Source organism: Leifsonia soli, from assembly GCF_013408745.1.
Lineage (GTDB): Bacteria > Actinomycetota > Actinomycetes > Actinomycetales > Microbacteriaceae > Leifsonia > Leifsonia soli.
The window spans coordinates 81,946-94,405 of sequence record NZ_JACCBJ010000001.1; the positions used below are offsets into that span (position 1 = coordinate 81,946).

The window sequence follows — 12,460 nt, forward strand, 5'->3', positions numbered from 1 at the left end:
GACGGTGATACTACCGTCAGGTAACTTGACGGGGATTTAGCCGTCATCTACGCTGATGGGAAAATTACCGTCATGGAGGTCGCGATGTCGCTGGTGGCGCGGATTGACTCCCCCGAATCCCTCGGGCGAGCAATAGAGCAGGCGAGGCTGCTGCGAGGCCTCTCTCAGCGCGAGCTGGCACGGATGCTCGGCACGGACCAGAAGTATGTGTGGGAGCTCGAGAACGGCAAGTCGACGGTCGCAATTCAGCGCCTGCTCCGGGCGTCAGACCTTCTCGGCGTCACGCTCCTCGCCGAACTCGACGAGAAGGGCACGGATCAGTGACCGAGCGTCTGCTGGCCGTCGAGTTGTACGGGATGAGACTCGGCGTCGTCACCGGAGACGATCGCCGGTTCGATTTCGAGTCCGAGCGCGGTGCGATCGAGTCGTTCGGCCTCGGCTCAACCGTGCTGTCCGAGTCCGTCCCACTCACTGTGGTGACGCGACCGGCCGGATGGAAGCGACGGCAGAATTACTTCATCGAGCTCCTTCCGGAAGGTGAGCAGCGCGAGTGGCTTGCCGCCGAGGCCGGGTTGAGGCCGTGGCAGCACCTCTCGCTCCTTGCGGCATTCGGTCGCGACGTCGCTGGCGCGGTGCAGCTCTGGGACCTCCACGACCCAGGAGAGCCGCGAACGCCTCGGCTACGGCCGCTTGATGACTCGGGGGTAGCTGAAGTCCTCCGTAATCGGCGGGCCATGCCGCTGGGAAACGTCCCTGGGGGTGGGAAGTCCAGCCTCGTGGGCGTGCAGCCGAAAGTTGTCCTGGCCCGCGCCAGGGGAACCTGGAACGGCGTGGAAGACGGCTACCCGTCCACCCACATTCTGAAGCCCATCCCCGAGGGGCATCCAGCACTGATCTTCAATGAGGAGTACGGGTCACGCCTCGCTCGAGCGCTCGGACTCCTCGACTACGAGGTCGTCCTCACCGACTTCGCGGGGGAGACCGCGCTCGTCATCGAGCGATACGATCGCGACGCCGCGCTGCCCGACGGGCGGTTGCATCAGGAGGATATGAATCAGGCGCTGGGCGCGCAGGGCAATGAGAAGTATCAGCGGCTCGGGGGAAAGGTGACTCTGCGGCGGATCGCCCAGGTCTTCTCGTCCCGCGGGGATGCGGACTCGCTGACTCGTCTAGCGCGCCTCGTGGCGCTTTCCGTGGCCACCGGCAACCTCGATGCACACGCCAAGAATGTCAGCATGATCCATCGGCCGGATGGGCGGGTGACGTTGGCGCCCGCGTATGACATCGTCCCGCAGGCGCATGAGAGCAACGATGGCGAGATGGCGCTCGCCGTCAACGACCGATACCTCCACGCTGCGATCACCGCGGAGGACCTGATCTCCGAGGTGAAGGGGTGGGGAGTGGTCGACGCGCGCGCGATTGTCTTGGACGCGCTTGACCGGGTGGCGCGCGCTGTCGAGACGCTGGAGCCCGACCCGCGGGCCCATCCGGGGGTCGCCGAGGACGTGGCGGAATTCACCCGCAACCTCCTTCGCGGCGATCCCGCCGGACGGGCCGCCTCAGCAGCCAGGAGATGAAATCGGTCAGCTCACGTTCGCGGTGAAGTCGACGTCGCGCGTCTCCTTCGACAGCAGGAGGGCGATGAGCGTCAGCACGCCGGCGAGCGACAGGTAGACGCCGACCCAGAACGTGCTGCCGTCCGCGAGGGTCCACAGCCACACCGCGATCGTCGGCGCGACGGCCGCGCCGAGCACGCTGGACAGGTTGTAGGCGATCGCCGAGCCCGTGTAGCGGACGTTCGTCGGGAACAGCTCGGGCAGTTCCGCGCCCATCGGCCCGAAGGTGAGCCCCATCAGCGTGAAGCCGATGATGAGCAGCGCCATCGTGCCGACCGTGCCGCCCGCGAACAGCGGGACGAACAGCAGCCCGAACACGATGATGCCGAGCGTGACCCAGATCAGCGTCTTCCGGCGGCCGAAGCGCTCGGCGAGCGGCCCGGCGACCAGCGTGAAGATGCCGAAGAACACCACGCCGATGATGAGCATGACGAGGAAGTCGTTGCGGCTGTACCCGAGGCCGGGCACGAAGCTCGCCGCGGCGAACGGCTTGCCGGCCTTCTCGGCCGCGGCCTGCGCCTGCGCGGCGGTCGAGGCGGTTGTGCCGTAGGTCAGCGTGAACGCGGTCATCAGGTAGAACAGCACGTAGGTGGCCAGCATGATGAACGTGCCGAGCACGATCTGCCACCAGCTGGTGCGGAAGACGCGCGCGAGCGGGAGCTTGGCGACCTCGCCGCTGTCGACGACCTTCTGGAACGCCGGGGTCTCGACCAGCTTCAGCCGGACGTAGAGCCCGACGATGACGAGCACGGCGCTCAGCAGGAACGGGATGCGCCAGCCCCACGCGGCGAACGCGTCGGCGGAGATCGTCAGGCTCAGGATGAGGAACAGCACGTTGGCGACGATGAACCCGATCGGGGCGCCCAGCTGTGGGAACGTCCCGTAGATGGCGCGCTTGCCTGCTGGGGCGTTCTCGGTGGCGAGCAGCGCCGCGCCGCTCCACTCACCGCCGAGCCCGAGGCCCTGGCAGAACCGCATCACGACGAGCAGGAACGGCGCCCAGAACTCCCAGCCCGGCACCTGCGCGGTCGGCAGGCAGCCGATGAGCACGGTGGCGACGCCCATGGTGAGCAGCGAGCCGACGAGGGTCCCCTTGCGGCCGATCCTGTCGCCGAAGTGGCCGAACAGGATGGACCCGACGGGACGCGCGATGAAGGCGACGCCGAACACGGCGAACGACGCCAGCAGGGCGGTCGTCGGGTTCTCGTTCGTGAAGAAGAGTGCCGGGAACACCAGCACGGCGGCGGTCGCGTAGACGTAGAAGTCGTAGAACTCGATCGACGTGCCGATGAGGCTGGCCAGGATGACGCGCCCGCGAGTGTTCGCGGGCGCAGGGGTGGTGACGGGTGCCGTCGTAGACATGCGTGTGAAGAGCTTCCGGTGGAGACGAGAGAGGCCACATGGCGTGCGCGGCGTCGATCGGGCGGAAGGCGCGCGTGGGCGGGGGTGGAAAGCGCTTGTGGCGCACCTTCTACCCTATGCGGCCTCCGCGTGGCCCGCCCAATCGGCCCGGTCGCTACGCTGAGGGCATGGAAACACTCTTCGCCGTGCTGCACGTCGTGACCGCCGTCTTCATCGTCGGTCCGATGGCCATCCTTCCCATGACGGCGATGCGCGCCGTCCGTGCGGGCGACGCCCGTCAGGTCGACACGCTCGCGAAGTCGACCAATCTGCTGTCGCTGCTCTCCCTGCTGGTGGTGCTGTTCGGGTTCGGCGTCATGGGCCTGGCCGACAAGAAGTACGATCTCAGCGTCACGACGCCGTGGATCCTCTGGTCGCTCATCCTCTATGTCGTCGCGCTGGCCCTGACCCTGTTCGTCGTCGTGCCGGCGATGCGCCGGGCCGCCGAGGCGCTGCGCGACGGCACGGCGTCCCGGTACCCGCAGATCGCCGCGGGGTCGGGGGTCGCGAGCCTGCTGCTGCTCGCCGTGGTCGTGCTCATGGTCTGGAAGCCGTAGAGGCATCCCCGCGCTGCGCGCTCGGCTCTTGACGCCGGGCGCGCATTCTTCTACTGTTGTATTCAACAAAACGGTTGATAAAGAAAGTGGTTGATCATGCAGGCTGAGGGCTGTCTCGACGCGGCGTTCGCGGCGCTGGCGGATCCGGTGCGACGGGCGATCATCGCCCGCCTCAGCCGGGGCCCGGCGACGGTGAACGAGCTGGCGGAACCGTTCGACATCACCCTGCAGGCGGTGTCGCGGCACATCGGCGTGCTCGAGGCGGCCGGCCTGGTCTCGCGAACGCGCGAGGCTCAGCGCCGCCCGGTGCACCTCGACGCGGCCGCGCTCGAACGCCTCACCTCCTGGATCGACCGCTACCGCCTCGAGGCGGAGTCGCGTTACCGCCGCCTCGACGCCGTCCTCACCACACATCAGACCAGCGACACCCCGAACAGGGAGAAGAGATCATGAGCAACCCCGTCGTCATCGAAGCCGTCCCGGGCACCTCGTACGCCGACCTCACGCGAGAGTTCGACGCGCCCGTCGCGGCCGTCTTCCGCGCACACACGGACCGCACGTCGTTCGCCGAGTGGATCGGTCCCCGCAGCCTCACCACCACCATCACGCAGTGGGACGTCCGCACCGGCGGCGGCTACGCCTACGAGCAGCGCGACACCGACGGAGCCGTCTATGCGTTCCGCGGCGTGTTCCACAGCGTCGTCGAGAACGAGCTGATCATCCAGACCTTCGAGTACGTGGGGATGCCGGACGAGGTGGCCCTCGAACTCATGCGCTTCGAGGAGCTGCCGGACGGCCGCTCCCGGCTCTCCTCCCGGTCGGTGATGAGCTCGCGCGAAGCGCTCGAGAGCATGATCGAGAACGGGATGGAGTACGGCGTCCGCGAGGGATACGAGAAGCTCGACGAGCTGCTGCTCCGCCAGGGCGCGTGAGGCAGCCGGGCGCCCTGACGACGGAGGGGGACGAAGACATGGCACTGACCTACCTGCACGCGGTGGCATCGCTCGACGGGTTCATCGCCGCCGACGACGATGACGTCGGGCCCCTGCACGACTGGTATTTCGACGGCGACCATCCGCTCGAGGTCGAGGACCACCCCGAGGTGCACAGCGGCCCGTTCCGGGTCTCCGCCGCCTCCGTGGACTATGTCAGCGGGATGTGGTCGCGACAGCGCGCGCTCGTCATCGGCCGCAGGCTCTTCGACCTCAGCAACGGGTGGGAGGGGCACCCGCCCGCGAGCGAGCACGTCGTCGTGGTCTCGCACCGGGCGAAGCCCGACGGCTGGCACCCGGAGGCGTCGTATCACTTCGTCGACTCGGTGGAGCGGGCGGTCGCGCTCGCCCAGGAGCTCGCCGGCGACGGCGAGGTCGGCGTGACCGCTGGCGACATCGGCGGTCAGGCCCTGGCGCTCGGGCTCATCGACTATGTGGCCATGGATCTGGTGCCCGCGGTCTTCGGCAGCGGGAAGCGCTACTTCGGCTCGTTCACGGGTGGACCGCTCGTACTCGACGACCCGGACATCGTGATCCCGGGCGAACGGGTGCTGCACCTGCGCTACCCCGTGCGCCGCGGGCCCGCCGCGCAGAGCACCGACCAGGAGGAATCATGACGAACCCGACGCCGCCCGTGCCCGCCGGGGCGATGATGCTCGAACTGGTGATGCTGCCGGTCGCCGACATCGACCGCTCGCTCGCGTTCTACCGCGACCGGGTGGGCTTCACGCTGGACGTGGACGTGCGGCCGGCGGAGGGCGTCCGCGTCGTGCAGCTGACGCCTCCCGGCTCCTACTGCTCGGTCACGATGACCACCGGGATCGGGCAGGCGCCGCCGGAGCCCGGCTCCGTGCGGGGACTGCACCTCGTGGTCGCCGACATCGAGGCGGCGAGGGCCACCCTGGTCGAGCGTGGCGTCGACGTCTCGCCCGTCCAGGACATGGGCGGAGTGTTCTACGCCTGGTTCGCCGATCCCGACGGGAACACCTGGGCGCTCCAGCACATGCCCTGGCGGGCATAGACCGGAGCGCCCGGACACCGCGGCGCGTCGAGGTGCGTCAGCCGCGCAGGGAGCGGAGGGTGAGCGCGGTCGCGAGTGCCGCGTGCGCGGCCTCAGCGCCCTTGTCCTCCTGCGAGTCCGCGAAGCCGGCGCGGGCGAGGCCTTGCGCCTCATCGTCCAGCGTGAGGACGCCGAAGCCGACCGGCTTGCCGGTGTCGATGGCGACGCGGGTGAGGCCGTCGGTCGCGGCGGCCGATACGTACTCGAAGTGCGGTGTGCCGCCGCGGATGATCACGCCGAGCGCGACGACGGCATCCGCCCCCGCATCCAGCGCCGCCTTGCTGACGACGGGCAGCTCGAAGCTGCCGGGCACGCGGACGAGCGTGTGGGTCGCGCCCGCCGCATCCAGCGTCCGCTTCGCGCCGGCGATGAGGCCGTCGCTGATCGTCTCGTGCCAGGTTCCGGCGACGATGACGACGTTCAGGCCGCTCCCGTCGATCCGCTCCTCCGCGTTCGGGGCTCCGGCTCCGCTCATCGTGCAGTCCTCTCCGCCGCGAGTCCCGCGGCCGTCTCGGTGGCCGGGGACACCGTGTCGATGTCCCCGATCGCGTGACCCATGCGGTCGCGCTTGGTCTCCAGGTAGCCCTCGTTGAAGGCGCCGACGCCGACGACGAGCGGCACGCGCTCCTCGACCTCGATGCCGTGCTCCTCGAGCTGGCGCACCTTCTCCGGGTTGTTGGTCAGCAGGCGCACGGACTCGATGCCGAGGTCCTGCAGGATGGCGGTGGCCGCGCCGTAGTCGCGGGCGTCGATCGGCAGGCCGAGGGCCAGGTTGGCGTCGAGCGTGTCGAGCCCCTCCTCCTGCAGCTTGTACGCGCGCAGCTTGTTGATGAGCCCGATGCCGCGGCCCTCGTGCCCGCGGAGGTAGACGACGACGCCGCCCTCCCGCTGGATGGTGTCGAGCGCGGCGTCGAGCTGCGGGCCGCACTCGCACTTGAGCGAGCCGAACGCCTCGCCGGTCAGGCACTCGGAGTGGACGCGGATGAGCGTGCCGTCGCGCTGCGGGGTGCCAGCGACGATCGCGACGTGGTCGGCGCCCGTCATGCGGTCGCGGTAGGCGCGCATCCGGAACGGCCCGTGCGTGGTCGGGACGGTCGTCTCGACCTCGAAGATCACACGGGAGGTCTCCGGGATGGGCGCCACCGTCTCCAGCGGCTGGTCGCAGTGGAACTCCTGCAGGTACGCGATGAGCGCCTCGATCGTGACGACGAGCACTCCCTCGCGCTGCCCGAGCTCGATCAGGCCGGGGAGGCGCATCATCTCGCCGTCGTCCGCGACGATCTCCGCGATCGCCCCGACCGGGGTCATCCCGGCGAGCTTCAGCAGGTCGACCGCGGCCTCGGTGTGCCCGTCGCGCTCGCGGACTCCGCCCTCCACCGCGCGCAGGGGCAGGATGTGTCCCGGCCGGTGAAGACTCGACGGCGTCGAGTCGAGGTTCGCCAGCACGCGGAGGGTGTGGGCGCGGTCGGCAGCGCTGATCCCGGTGGAGAGGCGGTCCGCCGCATCCACGCTGACCGTGTAGTTGGTGCCGCGGGAGTCCTCGTTGTTGGCGACCATCACCGGCAGTTCCAGGCGGTCGGCGATCTCGTTCGTCATCGGCGCGCAGATGAAGCCGGACGAGTTCTTCACCGTCCAGGCGATCCACTCCTGGCTCGCGAGCTCGGCGGCGAGGACGACGTCCCCCTCGTTCTCGCGGCTCTCGTTGTCCACGACGATGACCGGTCGGCCGGCGCGCAGCTCCTGGAGGGCCTCGGGGATGGTGGCCAGGCTCATGATGCGCTCCGTTCGCTCAGTGCCGGTTCGAGCGCGAGCATGCGCTCCACGTGGCGGGCCAGGATGTCCGTCTCGATGTTGACCCGGTCGCCGACGACCCGGTCGCCCAGGGTCGTCGCGGCCAGTGTCTCGGGGATGAGGGAGACCTCGAACCAGCCGTCCTCGCGCCCGCCGCCCACGGCGCTGACCGTGAGGGAGACGCCGTCGATCGCGATCGAACCCTTGCGCGCGACGAGCGGTGCGTGCTCGGGGTCGAGGCTCAGCCGCACGACGCGCCAGGCGCTTCCGTCGGTGATCGCCAGCACGGTGGCCGTGCCGTCGATGTGACCCTGGACGATGTGGCCGCCCAGGCGGTCGCCGACCTGCGCGGCGCGCTCCAGGTTGACGCGGCGGCCCGGCCGGACGCCGTCGAGGGTGCTGATCGCGAGGGTCTCGGCCATCACATCCGCCGTGAACGTCTCCGCGTCCTTGCCGATCACCGTCAGGCACACGCCGCTGACCGAGATCGAGTCGCCGTGCTTGGCGTCGCTGACGGCGAGCGGACCGCGCACCGTGACGCGGGCGGCGTCCTCGCCGTGCTCGACGGCGGTGATCTCGCCCAGCTCTTCGATGATTCCAGTGAACATGGTGGTCAGCCCTCCTGGCCTGTGGAAATCGGGGATGTGGGGACGATGTCGGCACCGTCCGCGTCGACGCCCTCGTCGGCGGGGCGGGAGGTGCGGGGTGCGCCGTCGGCGACGGGGACCGCGCGGATGAGGAGATCGCCGCCGAGGCGCTCGACGTCGATCACGCGCAGGCGGCGCTGGTCGGCGATGGTCTCGACCCCGATGTCGCCGAGGGCGACCCGCGGGCCGCCCAGCAGCGTCGGGGCGAGGTAGATCGCGTACTCGTCGACGAGGCCGGCGGCGACGAAGGCGCTCGCCAGCGTCGGGCCGCCTTCGACGTAGACGCGGCGGAAGCCGCGCTGGTGCAGGTCGGCGAGCGCCTCCTCCAGGTCGTGCGTTCCCTCGAAGATCACAGGGTTGGGGTGGCGGAACACCGCGGCGTCCTTCGGGATGGCGCGGGTGCCCACCACGACGGGCGTCGGCTGGGTGCCCAGGAGCTCGCCCGCGTCGCCCCGCGCCGTGAGGCTCGGGTCGTCGGCGAGCACGGTCCCGGTGCCGACGACGATCGCGTCGGACGCCTCTCTCTGCTCATGCACACGCTGCCGGGCCGCGGCTCCGGTGATCCACTTGCTGCTGCCGTCGGCGGCGGCGGCCCGCCCGTCGAGGCTGCTCGCCCACTTGACGACGATGTAGGGCCGGCCCAGCCGGGCGGCGGTGAGCCAGTCGCCCAGGAACGCCTCGATCTCGTCGCGCAGCACGCCGCCGATCACCTCGACGCCGGCCTCGCGGAGCCGCTCGGCCCCGCCGCTGGAGTGGTGGCCAGGGTCGTCGGTCCCGTAGACGACGCGCGCGACGCCGGCCTCGATGAGCGCGACCGAGCACGGACCGGTGTGGCCCCAGTGGTTGCACGGCTCGAGCGTGACGACGGCGGTGGCCCCGCGGGCTCCGCCCTCGGGCAGCCGGCTCAGCGCATCCACTTCGGCGTGCGCCGTGCCGACGCCGCGATGCCAGCCCTCGGCGAGGACACGGCCGTCGGCGTCGAGGATCACGCAGCCGACCCGCGGGTTCGCGCCGGTCGCGGGACCGTTCGCGGCGAGCTCGAGCGCCGTGCGCATGGGGGCTTCCCACGTCATCCCGTTGCCATCCTGTCTCTCGTCGAGACGTGTCGCCGGGGTCGCGTGGGCGCCAGCCCATACGGGCTGCCCACCGTGCTTCCTCCCATCCGGACTGAGCGGGCCGGCTCTCGCCTGCACGCATTACCGTCGGTGCCGGAATTCCACCGGCTCAGCAGGGCGCCTGGGCGTCCCGCTCGCGGACTGTCACCGCCGGTTCGGACTTTCACCGACCCCGGAGCACGTATTTCGTTGTCGAGTCTAGATCAACGCGCCCTGACGCGGTCTATTCCCGGAAACGGCGCGACGCCGCGTTACGCGGCGGCAGCGGACCGCGGCTCGCCGGCAGGCTCGACGGGCAGGGGCTGCGTGAGCTGCACGAGCGCCCGCGCCGTGCCCTCGTCGACGATGAGGTCGGTGATCAGGCCTGCGGCGAGAGCGCCGCGGAGGCTGTGCACCTTGGAGGGGCCGGACACGATGCAGACCCGGCGCGGGACCCGCTTGATCAGGTCGATGTCCGGACCGCTCGCGCGCTCATTCAGCGGGATGCCGTGATGGCTGCCGTCCTCGCGGAAGAACACGGTCGCGACGTCGCCGACGACGCCCGAATCGTCGAGCGATGCGTAGTCCGCCTGGTCGAGGTAGCCGCCTGCATAGACGTGCGACCGGACCTCCGAGAACGGGGAGCCGAGGCCGAAGATCGCCACATCCATCCGCTCCTGGATGTCGAGGATGCGCCGGGTGCTGCGCTCGCGCCACATCGCGATCTTGGTCTGCGGGTCGTCGAACAGCGCGGGGACCGGGAACTCCTGGATCGTGCCCGAGTAGGTGTCGCCGAAGCGGCGGAGGATCTCGGACGCATAGAGCACGCCGGTCGTGTAGGTGTTGCCGGCGCCGTTGAGCTGGACGAACTCGACGTTGTGCAGCTCCTTCGGGATGAGGTGCCTGCTCAGAGCGCTCATGGTCGAGCCCCACGCGATCCCGACGGTCTGGTTGGAGTCGATGAACCGGTCGAGAATTCGTGCAGCGGAGATCGCGACGCGCTCCAGCCGGTCGACGTCGCTGATCGCGCTCGGCATGGGCACGATGTGCGCCGCGATGCCGAAGCGCTCGTGGATCGTCTGCTGGATGCGGCTCGCGCCTTCGTGCGGCTCGGCGATCTGGATGGTGACCAGACCGGACGACCGCGCATAGCTCAGCAGCCGGGAGACGCTGGAGCGCGAGGTGTGCATCTCGTGCGCGATGGCCTCCATCGTGAGGTCCTGCATGTAGTACAGGTGGCCCGCCTTGAGGGCGTCGCGGACCTTGTCGGGCAGATGCTCGGTCTCGGGCTGGGGCATTCGGGGCCTCTTTCTCCTCCGGCACGTTCGCTTCACGCGGATCGGGGGGTGTGCACGTATGTGCATCGAGCTTGATCGAAGTTGTGCCGACACGAAAACTATAGCTGCAGCACCACCCGACACCAGCAGAAAGCAGGAAAGACCGTGACGACGAAGTCGACCACCCGCACCGAGGTCCAGCGCCTCCGCGAACGCCCGCGAGCACAGGTGCTCGTCGTCGGCGGCGGCATCAACGGACTCGGCACCTTCCGCGACCTCGCCCTGCAGGGCGTCGACGTCGTCCTCGTCGAGCGCAACGACTTCGTTTCCGGCGCATCGGCGGCCTCCAGCCACATGATCCACGGCGGCATCCGCTACCTCGAGAACGGCGAGTTCCGCCTCGTCAAGGAGTCGGTGACGGAGCGCAACGGCCTGCTGAAGATCGCGCCGCACTACGTCAAGCCGCTCGAGACCACGATCCCGATCTTCTCCACCTTCTCCGGCATCCTCGCGGCCCCGCTCCGCTTCCTCACCCACAAGCAGGGCAAGCCGAAGGAGCGCGGCGCGTTCCTCATCAAGACCGGCCTGACCATCTACGACTCCTTCTCGCGCGACGGCGGCTCGGTGCCGCGGCACACCTTCCACGGCCGGAAGAAGTCGCTCGAGATCCTGCCGGCGCTGAACCCGGACCTCAAGTACACGGCGACCTACTTCGACGCCTCCGTGCACGACCCGGAGCGCCTCGCCCTCGACGTCCTCTCCGACGGTCTCGCCGCCGGCCCGCACGCCCGTGCGGTCAACTACGTCGAGGCCATCGGCGCCCGCGACGGCGGCGTGCTGGTGCGCGACCGCGAGACCGGCGAGGAGTTCACGATCACGGCGGACGTCGTCGTCAACGCCTCCGGTCCGTGGACCGACCTGACCAACGAGGCGCTCGGCCAGGAGACGCGCTACATGGGCGGCACCAAGGGCTCGCACATCGTGCTCGACAACCCGGAGCTCCTGGAGGCCTGCCAGGGCCGCGAGATGTTCTTCGAGAACAACGACGGCCGCATCGTCCTCATCTACCCGCTCAAGGGCCGCGTCATGGTCGGCACGACCGACATCGACGCGGACATGTCGGAGCGTGCAGTCATCACCGAGGACGAGATCGACTACTTCATCGAACTGGTCTCGCACGTTTTCCCACGCATCCCGGTCACCCGCGAGCAGATCGTCTACACCTTCTCCGGCGTCCGTCCGCTGCCGCACCACGACGACACGGCCCCCGGGTTCGTGTCGCGCGACTACCGGATCGTCCCCGGCACGGTCGCCGGCCTCGGCGACACCACGGTGCTCAGCCTGGTCGGCGGCAAGTGGACGACGTTCCGAGCACTCAGCGAGCACCTCGCCAACGAGACGCTGAAGGCGCTCGGCGCGACCCGCACCGTCGAGACCCTCGGGCTGCCGATCGGCGGCGGGGCCGGCTTCCCGACCACGCCGCAGGCGGAGCGCGACTGGATCGCCCGGTACGGCGCGGATGTCGGCGACGAGCGCGCCGCCATGCTGCTGCACCGCTACGGCACGAAGGCCACGTACGTCATCGACGCGATCGCCGGCTGGGACGGGGACGACGTCCCGCTCGCCGCCGCTCCGACCTACTCCCGTGCGGAGATCGACCACGTCGTCCGGAGCGAGCACGTCGTGCACCTCGACGACGTGTTCCTGCGGCGCACGAGCCTGGCGTTCACCGGCGCGGTCAGCCTGCCTCTGGTGCACGAGATCGCCGAAATAACGGCAAACGCGCTCGGATGGTCGCCAAACCGCCGTGCGGAGGAGGAAGATTCGTTCGTAGCGGACCTCGCCGACGCCCACCGGGTGCAGTTGAAGTCGGGGGACGGGAGCGAAGCCGCGGCGCTTCGATAATGCACGAACGTGCATGACACGGTTCTTGTCAAGGTGAGCGTGCCCGCAATAGCGTTCACATGCCCACCCTGACAAGAGCCACACCAGAACGCACGACAGGGTGCGGGTCAACTGAACAAC

General features: G+C 69.5%; 14 protein-coding genes and 1 riboswitch. Of the genes, 8 read left to right on the forward strand and 6 right to left on the reverse strand.

Going from position 1 to position 12,460, the window contains the following annotated elements; genetic code table 11:
• The first annotated feature begins 72 nt into the window (after positions 1 to 72).
• Positions 73 to 324 carry a helix-turn-helix domain-containing protein gene (locus tag BJ963_RS00365; RefSeq protein ID WP_246297963.1) on the forward strand — a complete coding sequence of 84 codons (252 nt, stop codon included), beginning with the start codon at positions 73 to 75 and terminating at the stop codon, positions 322 to 324.
• On the forward strand, positions 321 to 1,577 hold the full coding sequence (locus BJ963_RS00370) for a type II toxin-antitoxin system HipA family toxin (protein WP_343037198.1): 1,257 nt from the start codon (positions 321 to 323) through the stop codon (positions 1,575 to 1,577). Before BJ963_RS00365 ends, BJ963_RS00370 begins: the two co-directional genes overlap by 4 nt.
• A 6-nt stretch (positions 1,578 to 1,583) precedes the next feature.
• Here the strand turns inward: BJ963_RS00370 and BJ963_RS00375 are convergent, their stop codons facing one another.
• Complete coding sequence (locus BJ963_RS00375; RefSeq protein ID WP_179453807.1) at positions 1,584 to 2,978, reverse strand: MFS transporter; 1,395 nt, start codon at positions 2,976 to 2,978, stop codon at positions 1,584 to 1,586.
• A 167-nt stretch (positions 2,979 to 3,145) separates the two neighbouring features.
• On the opposite strand from BJ963_RS00375, the gene BJ963_RS00380 reads away from it, so the two are divergent.
• From BJ963_RS00380 to BJ963_RS00400, 5 genes are all read left to right on the forward strand, one after another.
• Complete coding sequence (locus tag BJ963_RS00380) at positions 3,146 to 3,574, forward strand: DUF2269 family protein (protein ID WP_179453809.1); 429 nt, start codon at positions 3,146 to 3,148, stop codon at positions 3,572 to 3,574.
• Between the two features lie 96 nt (positions 3,575 to 3,670).
• Entirely contained in the window at positions 3,671 to 4,027 is a 357-nt protein-coding gene (locus BJ963_RS00385; protein WP_179457980.1) for an ArsR/SmtB family transcription factor, read from the forward strand.
• Entirely contained in the window at positions 4,024 to 4,506 is a 483-nt protein-coding gene (locus BJ963_RS00390) for an SRPBCC family protein (RefSeq protein ID WP_089913459.1), read from the forward strand. The genes BJ963_RS00385 and BJ963_RS00390 overlap by 4 nt, the downstream gene beginning before the upstream one ends.
• 38 nt (positions 4,507 to 4,544) lie before the next feature.
• The gene (locus BJ963_RS00395) at positions 4,545 to 5,183 is read left to right on the forward strand and encodes a dihydrofolate reductase family protein (protein ID WP_179453811.1); all 639 of its coding nucleotides are present in this window, start codon (positions 4,545 to 4,547) and stop codon (positions 5,181 to 5,183) included.
• The gene (locus BJ963_RS00400; RefSeq protein ID WP_179453813.1) at positions 5,180 to 5,587 is read left to right on the forward strand and encodes a VOC family protein; all 408 of its coding nucleotides are present in this window, start codon (positions 5,180 to 5,182) and stop codon (positions 5,585 to 5,587) included. The genes BJ963_RS00395 and BJ963_RS00400 overlap by 4 nt, the downstream gene beginning before the upstream one ends.
• A 37-nt stretch (positions 5,588 to 5,624) precedes the next feature.
• Here the strand turns inward: BJ963_RS00400 and ribH are convergent, their stop codons facing one another.
• From ribH to BJ963_RS00425, 5 genes are all read right to left on the reverse strand, one after another.
• Positions 5,625 to 6,101: a 6,7-dimethyl-8-ribityllumazine synthase gene (gene ribH, locus BJ963_RS00405; RefSeq protein ID WP_179453815.1), complete on the reverse strand. Its 477-nt coding sequence runs from the start codon at positions 6,099 to 6,101 to the stop codon at positions 5,625 to 5,627.
• Complete coding sequence (gene ribA, locus BJ963_RS00410; protein WP_089913448.1) at positions 6,098 to 7,399, reverse strand: GTP cyclohydrolase II; 1,302 nt, start codon at positions 7,397 to 7,399, stop codon at positions 6,098 to 6,100. Before ribA ends, ribH begins: the two co-directional genes overlap by 4 nt.
• Positions 7,396 to 8,025, reverse strand: coding sequence for a riboflavin synthase (locus BJ963_RS00415; RefSeq protein ID WP_179453817.1), 630 nt, complete (start codon positions 8,023 to 8,025; stop codon positions 7,396 to 7,398). Before BJ963_RS00415 ends, ribA begins: the two co-directional genes overlap by 4 nt.
• Positions 8,026 to 8,030: 5 nt before the next feature.
• A complete protein-coding gene (gene ribD / locus BJ963_RS00420; protein WP_179453819.1) occupies positions 8,031 to 9,137 on the reverse strand; it encodes a bifunctional diaminohydroxyphosphoribosylaminopyrimidine deaminase/5-amino-6-(5-phosphoribosylamino)uracil reductase RibD in 1,107 nt (368 codons plus the stop codon).
• A 72-nt stretch (positions 9,138 to 9,209) separates the two neighbouring features.
• Positions 9,210 to 9,363, reverse strand: a riboswitch (FMN riboswitch).
• Positions 9,364 to 9,430: 67 nt separating this feature from the next.
• On the reverse strand, positions 9,431 to 10,456 hold the full coding sequence (locus BJ963_RS00425; protein ID WP_179453821.1) for a sugar-binding transcriptional regulator: 1,026 nt from the start codon (positions 10,454 to 10,456) through the stop codon (positions 9,431 to 9,433).
• A gap of 144 nt (positions 10,457 to 10,600) precedes the next feature.
• On the opposite strand from BJ963_RS00425, the gene BJ963_RS00430 reads away from it, so the two are divergent.
• Positions 10,601 to 12,340: an FAD-dependent oxidoreductase gene (locus tag BJ963_RS00430; RefSeq protein ID WP_179453823.1), complete on the forward strand. Its 1,740-nt coding sequence runs from the start codon at positions 10,601 to 10,603 to the stop codon at positions 12,338 to 12,340.
• Positions 12,341 to 12,460: the final 120 nt, after the last annotated feature.